The 16,949-nt window shown below is 60.1% G+C and carries 15 protein-coding genes; 12 read left to right on the top strand and 3 right to left on the bottom strand.

The window, feature by feature from the left end; translation table 11 throughout:
• Nucleotides 1–46: 46 nt before the first annotated feature.
• Nucleotides 47–1,414, bottom strand: a complete 1,368-nt coding sequence (locus V6607_RS31410) for a CYTH domain-containing protein (protein ID WP_003213918.1) — start codon at nucleotides 1,412–1,414, stop codon at nucleotides 47–49.
• Nucleotides 1,415–1,572: 158 nt separating this feature from the next.
• Between V6607_RS31410 and argE the strand changes: the two genes are divergently transcribed.
• The 10 genes from argE to V6607_RS31360 all read left to right on the top strand — a co-directional run bounded on the left by argE (nucleotide 1,573) and on the right by V6607_RS31360 (nucleotide 12,012).
• Nucleotides 1,573–2,721 (top strand): acetylornithine deacetylase, encoded by a 1,149-nt coding sequence (gene argE, locus V6607_RS31405; RefSeq protein ID WP_003213916.1) that lies wholly within the window; start codon nucleotides 1,573–1,575, stop codon nucleotides 2,719–2,721.
• Nucleotides 2,722–2,856: 135 nt separating this feature from the next.
• Nucleotides 2,857–4,155 carry an amino-acid N-acetyltransferase gene (gene argA / locus V6607_RS31400; RefSeq protein WP_003213914.1) on the top strand — a complete coding sequence of 433 codons (1,299 nt, stop codon included), beginning with the start codon at nucleotides 2,857–2,859 and terminating at the stop codon, nucleotides 4,153–4,155.
• A gap of 593 nt (nucleotides 4,156–4,748) precedes the next feature.
• Nucleotides 4,749–6,092: an OprD family porin gene (locus V6607_RS31395; RefSeq protein ID WP_134327499.1), complete on the top strand. Its 1,344-nt coding sequence runs from the start codon at nucleotides 4,749–4,751 to the stop codon at nucleotides 6,090–6,092.
• A gap of 273 nt (nucleotides 6,093–6,365) precedes the next feature.
• A complete protein-coding gene (locus V6607_RS31390; protein WP_003195267.1) occupies nucleotides 6,366–7,004 on the top strand; it encodes a peroxiredoxin in 639 nt (212 codons plus the stop codon).
• 317 nt (nucleotides 7,005–7,321) lie between these two features.
• Entirely contained in the window at nucleotides 7,322–7,915 is a 594-nt protein-coding gene (gene ssuE, locus V6607_RS31385) for an NADPH-dependent FMN reductase (protein ID WP_003213909.1), read from the top strand.
• Nucleotides 7,916–8,023: 108 nt separating this feature from the next.
• Nucleotides 8,024–8,992, top strand: a complete 969-nt coding sequence (locus V6607_RS31380) for a sulfonate ABC transporter substrate-binding protein (RefSeq protein WP_003213907.1) — start codon at nucleotides 8,024–8,026, stop codon at nucleotides 8,990–8,992.
• Nucleotides 8,993–9,017: 25 nt separating this feature from the next.
• Entirely contained in the window at nucleotides 9,018–10,166 is a 1,149-nt protein-coding gene (gene ssuD, locus V6607_RS31375) for an FMNH2-dependent alkanesulfonate monooxygenase (RefSeq protein WP_003213905.1), read from the top strand.
• A gap of 9 nt (nucleotides 10,167–10,175) precedes the next feature.
• Nucleotides 10,176–10,964 (top strand): aliphatic sulfonate ABC transporter permease SsuC, encoded by a 789-nt coding sequence (gene ssuC, locus V6607_RS31370; protein ID WP_008438905.1) that lies wholly within the window; start codon nucleotides 10,176–10,178, stop codon nucleotides 10,962–10,964.
• Nucleotides 10,961–11,767 carry an aliphatic sulfonates ABC transporter ATP-binding protein gene (gene ssuB, locus V6607_RS31365; RefSeq protein WP_008438906.1) on the top strand — a complete coding sequence of 269 codons (807 nt, stop codon included), beginning with the start codon at nucleotides 10,961–10,963 and terminating at the stop codon, nucleotides 11,765–11,767. The genes ssuC and ssuB overlap by 4 nt, the downstream gene beginning before the upstream one ends.
• 29 nt (nucleotides 11,768–11,796) lie before the next feature.
• On the top strand, nucleotides 11,797–12,012 hold the full coding sequence (locus tag V6607_RS31360) for a TOBE domain-containing protein (RefSeq protein ID WP_003213899.1): 216 nt from the start codon (nucleotides 11,797–11,799) through the stop codon (nucleotides 12,010–12,012).
• Nucleotides 12,013–12,183: 171 nt separating this feature from the next.
• Here V6607_RS31360 and V6607_RS31355 read toward each other — a convergent pair whose 3' ends face one another.
• Nucleotides 12,184–12,822 carry a TetR/AcrR family transcriptional regulator gene (locus tag V6607_RS31355; RefSeq protein WP_003213896.1) on the bottom strand — a complete coding sequence of 213 codons (639 nt, stop codon included), beginning with the start codon at nucleotides 12,820–12,822 and terminating at the stop codon, nucleotides 12,184–12,186.
• 252 nt (nucleotides 12,823–13,074) lie between these two features.
• Nucleotides 13,075–14,451, bottom strand: a complete 1,377-nt coding sequence (locus V6607_RS31350; protein WP_003213894.1) for a glutamine synthetase family protein — start codon at nucleotides 14,449–14,451, stop codon at nucleotides 13,075–13,077.
• Between the two features lie 278 nt (nucleotides 14,452–14,729).
• On the opposite strand from V6607_RS31350, the gene V6607_RS31345 reads away from it, so the two are divergent.
• The gene (locus V6607_RS31345) at nucleotides 14,730–15,509 is read left to right on the top strand and encodes a gamma-glutamyl-gamma-aminobutyrate hydrolase family protein (protein WP_003213893.1); all 780 of its coding nucleotides are present in this window, start codon (nucleotides 14,730–14,732) and stop codon (nucleotides 15,507–15,509) included.
• Between the two features lie 39 nt (nucleotides 15,510–15,548).
• The gene (locus V6607_RS31340; protein WP_003213891.1) at nucleotides 15,549–16,907 is read left to right on the top strand and encodes a glutamine synthetase family protein; all 1,359 of its coding nucleotides are present in this window, start codon (nucleotides 15,549–15,551) and stop codon (nucleotides 16,905–16,907) included.
• Nucleotides 16,908–16,949 lie beyond the last annotated feature (42 nt).

Genomic DNA, 16,949 nt, shown 5'->3' with positions numbered 1-16,949 from the left:
GCCTGACTTGAGTGGCGAGGGAGCAAGCTCCCTCACCACAAGGGTTTTACAGGCGCAGCAGGGTTTTCCAGGCGCGATTCTGATACACCGCAATCGCCTGATGCATCCGCGCATCCAGCGACTCATCGGTGATCGGCTGGTTGGCCAGGTGCGCCAGCTTGTTCAGCTCGCCATACAAACGGTCCAGCTCGGCGATATCCAGCACCTGGCGTGCATGGTGCAGCCATGCCAGGATGCGTTCGATACGCGGCAGTTGCTCGGCCAGGTCTTCCGGCTGTTGCTGGTAGCGCGGCAGTTGCAGGGCAACAGCGTCATCGGCCAGCAGGCGCGGCAGCCAGTTGGCCAGCTGTGCAGCGCCTTGGCGATTGCCACGCACGTTGCGATCCGCGGCCCAGGTGCGGGCCAGCAGCCAGCGGGAAGTGGTCAGGGAGAACAAACCCCAGCGCACGTCTTCCAGTTCTTCGGCGAACTGCTCCGGCGCGGCCTTGCGGATGTCTTCATCGTCGTCACCGGCCTGGACCAGCGGACGCCAGTCTTCCAGCAAGGCGTCCAGTGCGGCGCGCAATTCGCTGGTGGACTGACGCGGTGCGGCCTGGCCGAGGCTGCCGAGCAGGGCCCGCAGTTCGCCGAGGTTTTCCACCCAGTCCTGCAGCAGACGCCAGTGGCCGTTGAAACGGTATTGCTCGGCCAGGCGCTGGCTGCTGCCCAACAGATGCCACATGACGGCAGCAAATGCGTCGTCCAGCGGCATTTCGGCGTGCAGCACCGGTGCCGGCAGGCTCAGGGAGTAGCTGTTGGCGTCGAACAGGCGATAGCCACGCTCGGCCTTGCTGATATCGCACGGCATCAGCGCCAGGGTCGCGGCCAGTTCAGCGGCCAGTTCCAGCAGGGCGGCCGGGTCGCCTTCGCGCAGTTCCAGTTCCAGCTCGCAGATTTCTTCTTTCTGCTTGCCGGCAACCACGTGGCCCAGGTCCAGGGCGGCTTCGATCACCACCTTGGCCTTGCCGCGGCCCCAGGCGATTTCAGCGCGTTCGCGGACGAAATCGGTGGTGAAGATCGGCTTGAGGGTCTTTTTGTCCAGCTCGGCCAGTTGCTCGGGCCAGCATTCGCCGTCGAGTTTCTTCACGTCGAGCTTGGCTTTGGCCAGGTCCCAGTTGTACTCATTGCGTTCCGACAAGCCGGCGACGCTCTGGCCACGGGTCTTGAGGGTCTGGATCACTTCGTCGCCGTCTTTGCGCAGGCGCAGGGCCACTTTGGCCTGGGCCAGGTCGCGTTCCGGGGTGTCGAAGTACTGGTTCATCAACTCACGGCGTTCCCAGCCACTTTTGTTGCGTTTTTTCAGTAACGGGTGCTCACGCAGCGCGGCGAGGGTTTCGCGGCTGACACGGAGCTTGATTTCGGTTTCTTTCTGCATGGCCGGAAAATCCAGGATCGGGAGCGCAGCCGGGGAAAAGAGTGGCTGCCAAGGTCGTGCAGTGTACAGGACTGAGCCCGGCAACGTGCCGCAACGGTTTATTGTGTCACTCAGATAGCTCTATGATGGGGTTCGTCCGGGAAGTTGAGAGACAGCGCATGCCTTTACCGTCCATGAAAGAACAGTTCGCCGCGCTGATTGCCGCGCCTTCGGTCAGTTGTACCCAGGCCTCTCTCGACCAATCCAACCGCCCGGTCATCGATTTGCTCGCCACCTGGCTGGCAGACCTGGGCTTTGCCTGCGACATCCAGCAGGTCAGCCCAGGCAAATTCAACCTGTTGGCCAGTTTCGGCACCGGCCCTGGCGGCCTGGTGTTGGCGGGCCACAGTGACACCGTGCCGTACGACGGCGCCCTATGGCAGACCGATCCGCTCAAGCTGACGGAAGTCGACGGCCGCTGGGTAGGACTGGGCAGCTGTGACATGAAGGGCTTTTTCGCCCTGGTGATCGAAGCCGTCCAGCCGTTGCTCGATCAGCCTTTCAAGCAGCCGCTGCTGATTCTTGCTACCTGCGATGAAGAAAGCTCCATGGCCGGTGCTCGTGCACTGGCCGAGGCGGGTCGTCCCTTGGGCCGTGCGGCGGTGATCGGTGAACCCACCGGCCTCAAGCCCATCCGCTTGCACAAGGGCGTAATGATGGAGCGCATCGATATCCTCGGGCGCAGCGGCCATTCGTCGGACCCAAGCCTGGGCCACAGCGCCCTCGAAGCCATGCACGACGCCATTGGCGAACTGCGTGGCCTGCGCCTGGCCTGGCAGCGCGAATACCGCAATCCGCAGTTCAGCGTGCCGCAGCCGACCATGAACTTCGGCTGCATCCACGGTGGCGACAACCCCAACCGCATCTGCGGCCAATGCTCCCTGGAATTCGACCTGCGGCCCCTGCCGGGCATGGATCCCCAGGTGCTGCGCGCTGCCATCCGGCAGAAGCTTGAACCCTTGGCCGAGCGCCATCAGGTGAAGATCGACTATGCGCCGCTGTTCCCCGAAGTGCCGCCGTTCGAGCAGGCCGAGGATGCAGAGTTGGTGCGGGTAGCTGAACGACTTACCGGTCATCGCGCCGAAGCAGTGGCGTTCGGCACCGAAGCGCCTTATCTTCAGCGCCTTGGTTGCGAGACCCTGGTGCTTGGCCCTGGCGATATCGCCTGCGCCCACCAGCCAGGCGAGTACCTTGAAATGTCACGCTTGACGCCTACAGTGCGTCTATTGCGTGAACTGATTCAACATTACTGCCTGACACCTGCATAAATTAACCCCTGCCCATCCGTACATAGAAGGAGAGCGAGCGTGTCGCCAAGCCTGTTCCGACGATAACCAACAGCCCGCTGTGCGTTTTGCGATTCATCCTTTTTTGGCTGCTTTTTATTACAGGCCCAGGTTTTTATGCCCGAATACGTCAATTGGCTTCGTCACGCTTCGCCTTACATCAATGCCCACCGGGATTGCACCTTTGTCGTCATGCTGCCGGGCGATGGTGTAGAGCACCCGAACTTCGGCAATATCGTCCACGACCTGGTGCTGCTCCACAGCCTGGGCGTGCGACTGGTGCTGGTCCACGGTTCGCGCCCGCAAATTGAAACCCGCCTCGCCGCCCGCGGCCTGACCCCGGCTTACCACGAAGGCTTGCGCATCACCGATGCCGCAACCCTGGAGTGCGTGATCGATGCGGTCGGCCATCTGCGTATCGCCATCGAAGCGCGGTTGTCGATGGACATGGCGTCCTCGCCGATGCAGGGCTCGCGCCTGCGGGTGGCCAGCGGCAACCTGGTGACGGCGCGCCCGATCGGTGTGCTTGAAGGCGTCGACTATCACCACACCGGCGAAGTGCGCCGGGTCGACCGCAAGGGCATCAACCGCCTGCTGGACGAGCGCTCCATCGTGCTGCTGTCGCCGCTGGGCTACTCGCCTACCGGCGAAATCTTCAACCTCGCCTGTGAAGACGTCGCCACCCGCGCGGCCATCGACCTGGGCGCGGACAAGTTGCTGCTGTTCGGTGCCGATCTCGGCCTGATCGACGAGCACGGCCGCCTGGTGCGTGAATTGCGGCCGCAACAGGTGCCCGCGCACCTGCAACGCCTGGGCAACAACTACCAGGCCGAATTGCTGGACGCGGCCGCCGAGGCTTGCCGGGGCGGCGTAGGGCGCAGCCACATTGTCAGTTATGCCGAAGACGGCGCCTTGCTGACCGAGCTGTTCACCCGGGATGGCGGCGGTACGCTGGTGGCCCAGGAACAGTTCGAACTGGTGCGCGAAGCGGCGATTGAAGACGTCGGCGGGTTGCTGGACCTGATCAGCCCGCTGGAAGAGCAGGGGATTCTGGTGCGTCGTTCCCGGGAAGTGCTGGAGCGGGAAATCGAGCAGTTCAGCGTGGTGGAACGTGAAGGCATGATCATCGCCTGTGCGGCGCTGTATCAGATCGCCGACTCCGACGCAGGGGAGCTGGCGTGCCTGGCCGTGAACCCGGAGTACCGTCATGGCGGTCGCGGTGACGAACTGCTGGAGCGCATCGAGACCCGTGCCCGGGCCCAGGGTTTGAAGACGCTCTTCGTGCTGACGACCCGTACCGCCCACTGGTTCCGCGAACGTGGTTTTGTGCCGAGCACGGTGGATCGCCTGCCGTCGGCGCGGGCGTCGTTATACAACTATCAGCGTAATTCGAAGATTTTCGAAAAGGCGTTGTAAGCCTGAACGGGCGAGGGGGCAATCCTCTCGCCTGTCACTTCGGCGAGTCATGCTCCTCGGCGGATGCATCGGCCCTGAACCCAGGGTTTGCCGATTTATACACATAACTGACATCAAAGTGACATTATCACCGGGTACGGTGAGGTGGATTGCTGGGACGGCAGAAAAGTTTCATCGATACAAAAACTGTAACAAATTGACGGAATGATGTGCGTTTGGCCATGATGGCGTCGCGTTTTTGATCGTGAGTGACGTATGACCCCGTTTGGTCAACACAAAACGATCTAAAAAAGCGCAAAGACATACTCTTTCGGAAAACGCTTATGGAGCGGCATCGCCTGTCGGCTTGACCGTCCCATGGAAAGCGTTATTCCTGAATGGTATGAAAAAGGACGAAACAATTCTTTTTGGGTGTATGAAAAACTCATTACCCTGCAAGGACCAAATTAACTGCGGTTAGACGAAAGTAGTAGACACACAAGGTTACGATTGACTTGTCAGTCACTATCCGGTGCTAATCGCGCATCTGTGGATCGAGGGCGTCAGACCCGAGACCTAAGAAATACAAAAATTAGAAATGAGAGGAGCGGTACATGAAGAAGTCGACATTGGCGTTGGCTGTGACCCTGGGTGCAATCGCCCAGCAAGCAGGCGCCGCAGGTTTTATCGAAGACAGCAAAGCAACACTGGGTCTGCGTAACTTCTACATCAACACGGATAACCGTGATGGTGCTCCAACATCCAGCAGCCGCAGCAAAAACGCCGAATGGGGCCAAGGCTTCGATCTGCGTTTCATCTCGGGTTTCACCCAAGGCACTGTTCAGTTCGGTGTTGACGCTATTGGCCTGTATGGCCTGCGTCTGGACTCCAGCCGCGCAAATCACGGTAACTACAGCGGCACCGCTTCGGGCGGCACTGTGTTCCCGAGCGACGGCAATAAGGCAGTCAATGATTTCGCCAGCCTGGGTGTGACCGGCAAGGTCAAAATCTCCCAGACCGTGGCAAAATTGGGCACCCTGCAGCCAAACAACCCGGTGATCAAGACCAACGACGGTCGCCTATTGCCTCAGACCTTCCAGGGCGGCGAGATCGTTTCTAACGAAATCAAAGACCTGACTCTGACTGCTGGCCAAATCGAGTCCGCCAAGGGCCGTAACTCCAGCAACAACGAAAACCTGTCGATTGCTGGCGCGAACAAAAGCTCCAACTATGACACCGGCAAATTCAGCAACAAGTTCTACTACGCCGGTGCTGACTACAAGATCACCAAGGATCTGACCGCTTCGTACTACTTTGGCGAGCTGAAAGACTTCTACTCCCAGAACTTCCTGGGTCTGGTACACAACTGGGCAATCGGCCCTGGCGTGCTGAAAAGCGACCTGCGTTACTACCGCAGCCGCGATAATGGCGCGAATGCCAATACCGCCGGCTACTACACCTCGGGTTACTACACCGACGGTGCCCGCCCTGCGACCAGCGGCAAGGTTGACAACGACCTGTACAGCTACCTGGCACTGTATTCGGTTAACGGCCACACTTTTGGTGGCGGTTACCAGTACACCAAGGGCGACAGTGATTTCCCTTGGCTGAACCAAGGTGACGGTTCGTCGAACAGCACCACCACCGACATGCAAATCCAGAAATTTGCCCGTGCTGGCGAACGCACCTGGCAAGCTCGTTACGCGTATGACTTCGCCAAAGTCGGCCTGCCAGGCCTGACCGCTGGTGTTGTCTACCTCAAGGGCAGCAACATCCAGACTACCACCGGTGACAAAACCGAGTGGGAGCGCGACTTGACTCTGGCTTACGTTGTTCCAGAAGGCCCGCTGAAAAACCTCGGCGTTGCGTGGAAAAACGCAATGTGGCGCACCGATGTTGCGACTCGTGACCAGGACGAAAACCGCCTGATCGTCAGCTACTCGATCCCGCTGTTGTAAGAGCGTAAAACCTTGCCCGGCGCAATGCCGGGCAGGGTGCTTTACTTTTCAAGCCGGGCTCAACCCCCGCAAGCCCGTCCTGAACCCCTCTTTGTACAGCGTCTCAAGGCCTTCTCGAACCTTGAAGCGGATGTTGATCCACGCCCGTTGCCAAGTCCAATGAACAGATTTTTAATATTCCTTTATCGTCTAGATAAATCGATATTTATTCTTTTTAAATAATCCGCGACACAGGCACAGTGGGCTCCATAAGCACTCATCAGGAGCCACACCATGAGCCTCAGACTGGGCGACATCGCCCCCGACTTTGAACAGGATTCCAGCGCCGGCAAGATTCGCTTCCACGAGTGGCTGGGCGATAGCTGGGGCGTGCTGTTTTCCCACCCGGCGGACTTTACCCCGGTGTGCACCACCGAGCTGGGTTTCACCGCCAAGCTCAAGGATGAATTCGCCAAGCGGGGCGTCAAGGCCATTGCGCTGTCGGTGGACCCGGTGGACTCCCACCACAAGTGGATCGAAGACATCAACGAAACCCAGAACACCGTCGTCAACTTCCCGATCCTGGCCGACGCTGACCGCAAGGTCTCCGACCTGTACGACCTGATCCACCCGAATGCCAGTGACACCCTTACCGTGCGTTCGCTGTTCGTGATTGATCCGAACAAAAAGATTCGCCTGACCATCACCTACCCGGCCAGTACCGGTCGCAACTTCCACGAAATCCTGCGGGTGATCGACTCGCTGCAACTGACCGACAACCACAAAGTCGCGACCCCGGCCAACTGGCAGGACGGTGACGAAGTGGTGATCGTGCCGTCGCTCAAGGACGAGGAAGAGATCAAGAAACGCTTTCCGAAGGGTTACCGGGCGGTGAAGCCGTACCTGCGGCTCACCCCTCAACCGAATCGCTGACACACAACCACATGTGGGAGCGGGCTTGCTCGCGAATGCGCACTGTCAGTTGATGCATCTTTGAATGACACACCGCTTTCGCGAGCAAGCCCGCTCCCACACTTGCGCGCATTTCAAGTCTCACATAGCAGGGGTTTTAAGGCCGTTTCGACGGCCTTTTTTTATGCCTGCGATTTAGTTGGCAGCATATGCATTTAAAGAATAAACAAATGAAAAAATAAGATTTATAGATATATAAATTGGCTGATATGGTCTGTCCCATCTTGGCGCCATCGCCACATAGCGAACCGCCGACACTTTCCAAAGGAATTTCCTACATGCTGGTCGTAACACTTGGTGGTAGCCCCAGCCAACGTTCCCGGTCCGGGGTCTTGCTGGATCACACCCGCAACTGGTTGCAGCAACAAGGCGTGGAAGTGGTGAGTTATCAGATACGGGACTTCCCGGCCGAAGACTTGCTGCACGCGCGGTTCGATAGCCCGAAAATCATCGACCTGTTGCAGCAAGTGGCGAACGCCGATGGCCTGGTGATCGCCACGCCGGTGTACAAGGCTTCGTTTTCCGGCGCGCTGAAAACCATTCTCGACCTGCTGCCTGAACGCGCCCTGGCCCACAAAATAGTGTTGCCGATGGCCACCGGCGGCAGCATCGCCCACATGCTCGCGGTGGACTACGCGCTGAAGCCGGTGCTGTCAGCATTGAAAGCCCAGGAATTGCTCCACGGGATTTTCGCCGAAGACAGCCAGATCGCCTACGGCGAAGGCAGCGCCCAGGCGCAACTGGTGCCGGTGCTGGAACAACGCTTGAGCGAGGCCCTGGAGACGTTCTACAGCGCCATGGCCCGCCGCCCGAAACCCCTTGACCCCAATGTGTTGAATGAACGTTTGTTGAGTGCTCGCTGGAGCATTTAAGCCTTACCCAGCTTTACCTGAATTCGACAAGTACTACTCACCTTACTCAGCCGCCAACGGCCAAGCAGGTGCAGCCAACCCCCTAATCGTATATTTGGAGAGAGCGCCATGCGCACTGTCATCTTGCGTCGTGGTCTGGTCGCACTGTTTGCTGCGGCTGTGTCCTTCGGCGCCATTGTTCAAGCCCAGGCCGCCGAAACCTTGCGGATCGGCTATCAGAAATACGGCACCCTGGTGCTGCTCAAGGCCAAGGGCTCGCTGGAAAAGCGCCTGGCCGAGCAGGGCGTGCAAGTGCAGTGGACCGAGTTTCCCGGCGGCCCGCAGCTGCTGGAAGGATTGAACGTAGGCTCCATCGACTTCGGCGTGACGGGTGAAACCCCGCCAGTGTTCGCCCAGGCTGCCGGTGCCGATCTGCTCTACGTCGCCTATGAACCGCCGGCGCCTACCAGCGAAGCGATCCTGGTACCGAAAGACTCGCCAATCAAATCGGTGCAAGACCTCAAGGGCAAGAAAGTCGTCCTCAATAAAGGCTCCAACGTGCATTACCTGCTGGTACGTGCCCTGGAAGATGCCGGCCTGAAATACACCGACGTGCAGACCGTGTTCCTGCCGCCCGCCGATGCCCGCGCCGCGTTCGAGCGTGGCAGCGTCGATGCCTGGGTGATCTGGGACCCGTACCAGGCAGCCGCCGAGAAGCAACTGCAAGCCCGCACCCTGCGTGACGGCACCGGCATTGCCGACAACCATCAGTTCTACCTGGCCACCAAGCCGTACGCCGAAAAACACCCTGAAGTGATCAAGACGCTGGTGGAAGAAGTCCGCGCCGTGGGCGAATGGTCCAAGGCCAACCCGGAACAAGTCACCGAACAAGTTGCTCCGCTGCTGGGCCTGCCGGCTGACATCACCCTGACCTCGGTAAAACGCCAGGGCTACGGTGCGCAGTTCCTGACGCCTGAAGTGATCGCGGCGCAGCAGAAAATCGCCGACAGCTTCTACCAACTCAAATTGATCCCCAAACCCTTGAGCATCAAGGACGTGATCTGGACACCACCTGCCGCCGTTGCCAAAGCGCCGTAATCCGACTTCTTCAGGAGACAACTCCATGAGCCTCAATATTTTCTGGTTTCTGCCTACCCACGGCGACGGCCATTACCTTGGCACCGCCGAAGGCGCTCGCGCCGTAGACCACGGTTATCTGCAGCAAGTGGCCCAGGCGGCCGACCGCCTTGGCTTCGGCGGGGTACTGATCCCCACCGGCCGCTCCTGCGAGGATTCGTGGCTGGTGGCGGCGTCGCTGATCCCGGTGACCCAACGCTTGAAATTCCTTGTCGCGCTGCGCCCCGGGATCATTTCCCCGACGGTGGCTGCGCGTCAGGCCGCGACCCTGGATCGTCTGTCCGGCGGCCGCGCGTTGTTCAACCTGGTGACCGGTGGAGACCCGGATGAATTGGCCGGCGACGGTTTGTTCCTGAGCCATGAAGAGCGTTACCAGGCGTCGGTGGAGTTCACCCGCATCTGGCGCCGCGTACTGGAAGGCGAGACCGTCGATTACGACGGCCAGCACATCAGCGTCAAAGGCGCCAAGTTGCTCTATCCGCCGATCCAGCAACCGCGTCCGCCGCTGTATTTCGGTGGCTCTTCCGAAGCGGCCCAGGACCTGGCAGCCGAACAAGTGGAAATGGTCCTGACCTGGGGCGAGCCACCGGCCGCGGTGGCGGAAAAGATTGCACAGGTTCGCGCCAAGGCCGCCAAGCTCGGACGTACCCTGCGCTTCGGCATTCGCCTGCATGTGATCGTGCGTGAAACCAACGCCGAAGCCTGGCAGGCCGCCGACAAACTGATCTCCCACGTGGACGATGAAACCATCGCCCGCGCCCAGGCGTCGTTGTCGCGCTTTGATTCCGTAGGCCAGCAACGCATGGCCGCCTTGCACGGCGGCAGTCGCGACAACCTGGAAGTCAGCCCCAACCTGTGGGCGGGCGTAGGCCTGGTACGCGGTGGCGCCGGCACGGCACTGGTGGGCGATGGCCCGACCGTGGCCGCGCGGGTGAAGGAATACGCGGACCTCGGTATCGACACCTTTATCTTCTCCGGCTACCCACACCTGGAAGAGTCGTATCGCGTAGCGGAGTTGCTGTTCCCGCATCTCGACATCGAGCGTCCCGAGTTGCCGAAAGGCGCCGGCTACGTCAGCCCGTTCGGCGAAATGGTCGCCAACGACATTCTTCCCAAAGCTGCGTCCCAGAGCTGAGGCGCCGCCATGAACCTTGAAAAGTTAAGTCATCGATTGGCGCCCTGGGCGCTGCCGATCCTGTTACTGGCGGTATGGCAGCTGTCCGTCTCGGCCGGCTGGTTGTCGACGCGCATTCTGCCGGCACCCAGCGCGGTGATCGAAGCGGGTGTCAGCCTGGTGCGCAGCGGCGAAATCTGGACCCACCTGGCCATCAGCGGCTGGCGTGCGGGCCTGGGCTTTGTGATCGGCGGCAGCATCGGCCTGACCCTGGGGTTTATCACCGGCCTGTCGACCTGGGGTGAACGCCTGCTGGACAGCTCGGTGCAGATGATCCGCAACGTGCCGCACCTGGCGCTGATCCCGCTGGTGATCCTGTGGTTCGGCATCGACGAGACGGCGAAGATATTCCTGGTCGCCCTCGGCACACTGTTCCCGATCTATCTCAATACTTACCACGGCATCCGCAACGTCGACCCGGCGCTGGTGGAAATGGCCCGCAGTTATGGCCTGTCCGGTTTCAGCCTGTTTCGCCAAGTGATTTTGCCGGGCGCCTTGCCTTCGATTCTGGTGGGCGTGCGCTTCGCGCTGGGCTTTATGTGGCTGACGTTGATCGTCGCGGAAACCATCTCCGCCAGTTCCGGTATCGGCTACCTGGCGATGAACGCCCGGGAATTCCTGCAGACCGACGTGGTGGTTCTGGCGATCGTGCTTTACGCGGTCCTCGGCAAGCTGGCAGACCTGGCGGCGCGGGGCCTGGAGCGAGTCTGGCTGCGCTGGCACCCGGCTTATCAAGTGAATAAAGGAGGTGCGGCATGACCGCTCAACAACCTCCACGCCTGCTGCGGGGCATTCCCCTGGCAGTGCGCAAGTTGCGCAAGGCTTTCGGCGCGCGGGAAGTGCTGAAGGAAATCGACCTGCATATTCCCGCCGGTCAATTCGTGGCGGTCGTGGGCCGCAGTGGCTGCGGCAAAAGTACCTTGCTGCGCCTGCTGGCCGGGCTGGACAAAGCCAGCGGCGGCGAACTGCTCGCCGGCTCCGCGCCGCTGAGCGAAGCGATTGAAGACACGCGGTTGATGTTCCAGGAAGCGCGCCTGCTGCCGTGGAAAAAGATCATCGACAACGTGGGCCTTGGCCTCAAGGGCAACTGGCGCCCGCAGGCACTGGAAGCGCTGGAAGCGGTCGGCCTGGCCGAGCGCGCCAATGAGTGGCCGGCGGCGTTGTCCGGTGGCCAGAAGCAGCGCGTGGCCCTGGCCCGCGCCCTGATCCACCAACCGCGCCTGTTGCTGCTGGACGAACCGCTGGGGGCGCTGGATGCCCTGACCCGGATCGAGATGCAGCAACTGATCGAGAACCTCTGGCAGAAGCACGGCTTCACCGTGTTGCTGGTGACCCACGACGTCAGCGAAGCCGTGGCCATTGCCGATCGGGTGATTTTGATCGAAGACGGCGAAATCGGCCTCGATCTGCACGTGGAACTCCCACGTCCGCGGGTGCGTGGCTCCCACCGCCTGGCGGCGCTGGAAACCGAAGTGCTTAACCGTGTGTTGTCGCTGCCCGGCACCCCGCCGGAACCCGAACCTGTTTCACCGCTGCCTACGCAATTGCGTTGGGCTCAATAACTCACTTGTCTTACACAGGAAGAACGACCATGACTATCAAAGCCATCAACGTGCGTAACCAGTTCAAAGGCACCATCAAGGAAATCGTCGAAGGCGACGTGCTGTCGGAAATCGACGTACAGACCGCGTCCGGTATCGTCACTTCCGTGATCACCACCCGCTCGGTGAAAGAGCTGGAACTGGTGATCGGCAGTGAAGTGATTGCCTTCGTGAAATCCACCGAGGTGTCGATCGCCAAGTTGTGATCAATGGTTCGCACAAACCCCGAAGGTGAAAGCCTGTCGGGGTTTTTGTCGTTCTCAAGATTGCTTTCGCGAGCAAGCCCGCTCCCACATTTGACCGAGTTCTACCTTTGGAATACGGTCGAATGTGGGAGCGGGCTTGCTCGCGAAGAGGCCCGGACAGGCAACAAAAAATCAGAGCGCAGCCACCCGCTTGGGCAAGAACGCCGGCAAGTAGAGCCCCACATACGCATCAAACACCCGCATGCCTTCCTCGGCCATGCGCGGGGTGATTTGCCCGTGCTGATGCACCGAGCGCGCGTAGACGCGGTCGCTCAGTTCCAGGGCCAGGGCAAACACGTCGACATCGGCGGGCAGGCTCGGCACCTCGAAGTGCCGGTTGAACACCTCAAACATCAGGTTTCCCAGCTCCAGGTCGTGCTGGCGGTCGGCCTGTGTCACTTCGGTCAACCCGTGCTGGGCCAGGATCAATTGGCGGGCGGCGGCGTCGTTGCTGTAGATGCTGAGCATGCGCTGCTCCACCACGCAGGACAGGTCGCGCCAGTGCTTGAGTGAATCATGATCGATGGGCGCCTGAATGGCCGCGCGAAAGGCCGCATGAACGTCAGCGGTCAGCGCCTCCAGCAACGCCGGCACGCTGGCGAAGAAGTGATACACCGATGACGGTGGAATCTGCGCCCGCTCGGCCACGCTGTAGATCGACAGGCTGGCCACGCCTTCGGCGGCCAGCAAGGTGCGGGCGGCATCGAGGATCGCGTCGATCCGGGCCTGGCTGCGGGCGCGGGGTTTGCGAGGAGTGGCAGGGCGATTCATTGAAGTCTCCTACAGGGCAGCGGGCATTGTACGCAGAGCCACTGGATGATCCATACCCTGTGGCGAGGGAGCTTGCTCCCGCTGGACTGCGCAGCAGGCCCAAGACCTGCACCTCGGTTCCGCCTGAAAGAACCCGGTGTTTTTATTGGGGCCGCTTCGCAACCCGGCGGGAGCAGGCTCCCTCGCCACAACAGCCATAAAAAAACGCCGTAGGCCAAAGGCCTGCGGCGTTCTTTTTAGCCCGGCAACCGCTTACACGGTATGCAGGTACCAGTTGTACTCAAGGTCGGAGATGGAGTGTTCGAACTCCTCCAGCTCACTTTCCTTACAGGCGACGAAGATATCGATGTATTTAGGATCGATGTACTTGGCCATCACCTCGCTGTCGTCCAACTCGCGCAGGGCATCACGCAGGTTGTTCGGCAGGCTCTGTTCGTTCTGCTCGTAGCTGTTGCCTTCCACCGGTGCGCCAGGCTCGATCTTGTTGGTCAGGCCGTGATGCACGCCCGCCAATACCGAAGCCATCAGCAGGTAAGGGTTGGCATCAGCCCCGGCCACACGGTGTTCGATACGTACGGCGTCGGACGAGCCGGTCGGTACGCGAATCGCCACGGTGCGGTTATCCAGGCCCCAGCACGGCGAGTTCGGCACGTAGAACTGTGCGCCGAAACGACGGTAGGAGTTGACGTTAGGGCACAGGAACGCCATTTGGGCGGGTAGGGTCTCCAGCACACCGCCGATCGCGTGACGCAATGCGGCGTTCTGCTCGGGATCCTCGCTGGCAAAGATGTTCTTGCCGTCCTTGTCCAGGATCGAAATGTGCACGTGTAGGCCGTTGCCTGCCTGGCCCGGGTAAGGCTTGGCCATGAAGGTGGTGTCCATCTCATGGTCGTAGGCGATGTTCTTGATCAAGCGCTTGAGCAGTACCGCGTAGTCGCAGGCCTTTATAGGGTCGGCAACGTGGTGCAGGTTCACTTCGAACTGCGCCGGGGCACTTTCCTTGACGATGGCGTCGGCAGGGATGCCTTGCTCTTTTGCACCTTCCAGAATGTCCTGGAGGCAGTCGACGTATTCGTCGAGGTCGTCGATCAGGTAGACCTGTGTCGAGTGCGGGCGTTTGCCGGAGATCGGCGAGCGGGGCGGTTGTGGCCGGCCATTCACGTTCTCCTGGTCAATCAGGTAGAACTCCAGCTCGAATGCGGCGCAGATGGTCAGACCGAGGTCGTCAAATTTGCTTACAACTTGGCGGAGTACTTCGCGAGGATCGGCGAAGAAAGGTTCACCTTCGAGTTCGTGCATGGTCATCAGCAGTTGCGCGGTTGGGCGCTTTTGCCAGGGTTCATTGCACAGGGTGTCGGGGATTGGATAACAGATTCGGTCAGCATCACCGATGTCCAGACCCAGGCCGGTGCTTTCCACCGTTGAGCCGTTGATATCCAGGGCAAATAGAGAGGCAGGCAGGTTAATGCCCTTCTCGTAAACCTTGTGGAGGCTGGTGCGTTCGATGCGCTTGCCGCGCACCACACCATTCATATCCGCAATTAGAAGGTCTACGTACAGAACCTCAGGATGATCCTTAAGGAACGCGTTCGCTTCGTTAAGCTGAACGGCACGCGGGGGTACCGACATGATGCAACACCTTTGTTGTTAAAAATATCAATCATTGATCTCTTCGGGTTTCAGTCAACCCGAACGGCATGCCGAAGTCAAGCGAGGCCTTTTTTGCCCTAAAAAAGCGCCGTGAGGGCTTTTTTGGGGCTTTTTGGGGCAATTTTTTGGGATTGGGGCTCTTGGAACCAGCACGTTTGAGCGGGCCGTGTTGTATTTTTTACGGGGGTGTTGTGTAAAAAAATGAACAAGGCTAAGCTCGATTCAAACCCATAACAGCAATAATACCGGGGTGCTTCATGTCTCGCCTGCCGTTAATCGGCGTCACCGCCTGCTCCAAACAGGTCGGTCTGCATGCTTATCACATCAGTGGCGACAAATACGTCCGTGCAGTGGCCACCGCTGCCAAGGGCTTGCCGTTGATTATTCCGTCCCTGGCGGATCTGCTCGACCCGGCCAATATTCTTGACGGCCTGGACGGCATTCTATTTACCGGCTCACCTTCCAATATCGAACCCTTTCACTACGACGGTCCGGCCAGCGCGCCCGGGACTGCTCATGATTCTGCACGGGACCAAACCACTCTGCCGCTGCTGCGTGCAGCCATAGCGGCCGGCGTTCCGGTACTGGGGATTTGCCGTGGCTTCCAGGAAATGAACGTGGCGTTTGGCGGCAGCCTGCACCAGAAGGTTCATGAAGTGCCGGGCATGATGGATCACCGCGAAGACGACACCCAGCCGCTGGACATCCAGTACGGCCCGGCACATCCGGTAACCATCTCCCCGAATGGGGTATTGGCAAGCCTGGGCTTGCCGTCGACGATCCAGGTCAACTCGATTCATTCACAGGGCATTGATCGCCTGGCGGCCGGTTTCCAGGTCGAGGCCACAGCGCCGGATGGCCTGATCGAAGGCTTTTCAGTGCCCGCGGGCAAGGCTTTTGCTTTAGGAGTGCAATGGCACCCCGAATGGCAGGTAAGCTCTAACCCGCACTACCTCGCAATCTTCCAGGCATTTGGCAATGCCTGTCGAAAGCGGGTGATGCAACGCGACGCGGATGCTGCGTCAACTTACGCCTGACCTTTAATGGATGTCAGGAAACACAGCCCAGAGGCATTTATGAGTAACAACCTCGACCAGCTCACCGATTGGTTGAAAGACCACAAGATCACAGAAGTCGAATGCATGATTGGCGACCTCACCGGCATCACCCGGGGCAAGATCTCGCCGACCAACAAGTTCATCGCCGAAAAAGGCATGCGCCTGCCCGAAAGCGTTCTGTTGCAGACCGTGACCGGCGACTATGTCGAAGACGACATCTATTACGAATTGCTCGACCCGGCCGACATCGACATGATCTGCCGCCCGGACGAGAACGCGGTGTACCTCGTGCCCTGGGCCATAGAGCCTACGGCCCAGGTGATCCACGACACCTACGACAAGCAAGGCAACCCGATCGAGCTGTCGCCGCGCAACGTGCTCAAGAAAGTCCTCAAGCTCTATGCCGACAAGGGCTGGCAGCCCATCGTGGCGCCGGAGATGGAGTTCTACCTGACCAAGCGCTGCGAAGACCCGGACTTCCCGCTGCAACCGCCGATTGGCCGTTCCGGTCGCCCGGAGACCGGCCGCCAGTCCTTCTCTATAGAAGCGGCCAACGAATTCGACCCGTTGTTCGAAGACGTCTACGACTGGTGCGAATTGCAGGAACTGGACCTCGACACGTTGATCCACGAAGACGGCACGGCGCAGATGGAAATCAACTTCCGTCACGGCGACGCACTGTCCCTGGCCGACCAGATCCTGGTGTTCAAGCGCACCATGCGCGAAGCGGCGCTCAAGCACGACGTGGCAGCCACCTTCATGGCCAAGCCCATGACCGGCGAGCCCGGCAGCGCGATGCACCTGCACCAGAGCATCATCGATATCGCCACCGGCAAGAACGTGTTCTCCAATGAAGACGGGACCAAGAGCGAGCTGTTTTTGCACCACATCGGCGGCCTGCAGAAGTTCATCCCCGAGCTGTTGCCGCTGTTCGCCCCTAACGTCAACTCGTTCCGCCGCTTCCTGCCCGACACCTCGGCGCCGGTCAACGTGGAGTGGGGCGAAGAGAACCGCACCGTTGGCCTGCGGGTTCCGGACGCCGGCCCACAAAACCGTCGGGTGGAAAACCGCCTGCCCGGTGCCGACGCCAACCCGTACCTGGCGATTGCCGCCAGCCTGCTGTGTGGCTACATCGGCATGGTCGAAGGCATCAGCCCAAGCGCGCCGGTGGTGGGCCGTGGTTACGAGCGCCGCAACCTGCGCCTGCCGCTGACCATCGAAGACGCCCTGGAACGCATGGAAAACAGCAAGACCATCGAGAAATACCTGGGTCACAAATTCATCACAGGCTACGTCGCGGTCAAGCGGGCCGAGCATGAAAACTTCAAGCGCGTGATCAGTTCGTGGGAGCGGGAATTCCTGCTCTTCGCCGTCTGATGCGCCGGGCGCGCCCTTCAAACGGCGCGTCCTCACCTGAAA

This window comes from Pseudomonas sp. KK18, assembly GCF_037094675.1.
GTDB lineage: Bacteria > Pseudomonadota > Gammaproteobacteria > Pseudomonadales > Pseudomonadaceae > Aquipseudomonas.
This window is presented reverse-complemented; position numbering and strand designations above follow the sequence as displayed.

Excerpts from the sequence above, each read along its gene's own strand:
- ssuB (WP_008438906.1), top strand. The coding sequence starts at position 10,961 with ATGACCGCTCAACAACCTCCACGCCTGCTGCGGGGCATTCCCCTGGCA.
- V6607_RS31395 (WP_134327499.1), top strand. The coding sequence starts at position 4,749 with ATGAAGAAGTCGACATTGGCGTTGGCTGTGACCCTGGGTGCAATCGCC.
- V6607_RS31410 (WP_003213918.1), bottom strand. The coding sequence starts at position 1,414 with ATGCAGAAAGAAACCGAAATCAAGCTCCGTGTCAGCCGCGAAACCCTC.
- ssuE (WP_003213909.1), top strand. The coding sequence starts at position 7,322 with ATGCTGGTCGTAACACTTGGTGGTAGCCCCAGCCAACGTTCCCGGTCC.
- V6607_RS31360 (WP_003213899.1), top strand. The coding sequence starts at position 11,797 with ATGACTATCAAAGCCATCAACGTGCGTAACCAGTTCAAAGGCACCATC.
- V6607_RS31350 (WP_003213894.1), bottom strand. The coding sequence starts at position 14,451 with ATGTCGGTACCCCCGCGTGCCGTTCAGCTTAACGAAGCGAACGCGTTC.
- V6607_RS31380 (WP_003213907.1), top strand. The coding sequence starts at position 8,024 with ATGCGCACTGTCATCTTGCGTCGTGGTCTGGTCGCACTGTTTGCTGCG.
- ssuC (WP_008438905.1), top strand. The coding sequence starts at position 10,176 with ATGAACCTTGAAAAGTTAAGTCATCGATTGGCGCCCTGGGCGCTGCCG.
- argA (WP_003213914.1), top strand. The coding sequence starts at position 2,857 with ATGCCCGAATACGTCAATTGGCTTCGTCACGCTTCGCCTTACATCAAT.
- ssuD (WP_003213905.1), top strand. The coding sequence starts at position 9,018 with ATGAGCCTCAATATTTTCTGGTTTCTGCCTACCCACGGCGACGGCCAT.
- V6607_RS31340 (WP_003213891.1), top strand. The coding sequence starts at position 15,549 with ATGAGTAACAACCTCGACCAGCTCACCGATTGGTTGAAAGACCACAAG.
- argE (WP_003213916.1), top strand. The coding sequence starts at position 1,573 with ATGCCTTTACCGTCCATGAAAGAACAGTTCGCCGCGCTGATTGCCGCG.
- V6607_RS31345 (WP_003213893.1), top strand. The coding sequence starts at position 14,730 with ATGTCTCGCCTGCCGTTAATCGGCGTCACCGCCTGCTCCAAACAGGTC.
- V6607_RS31390 (WP_003195267.1), top strand. The coding sequence starts at position 6,366 with ATGAGCCTCAGACTGGGCGACATCGCCCCCGACTTTGAACAGGATTCC.
- V6607_RS31355 (WP_003213896.1), bottom strand. The coding sequence starts at position 12,822 with ATGAATCGCCCTGCCACTCCTCGCAAACCCCGCGCCCGCAGCCAGGCC.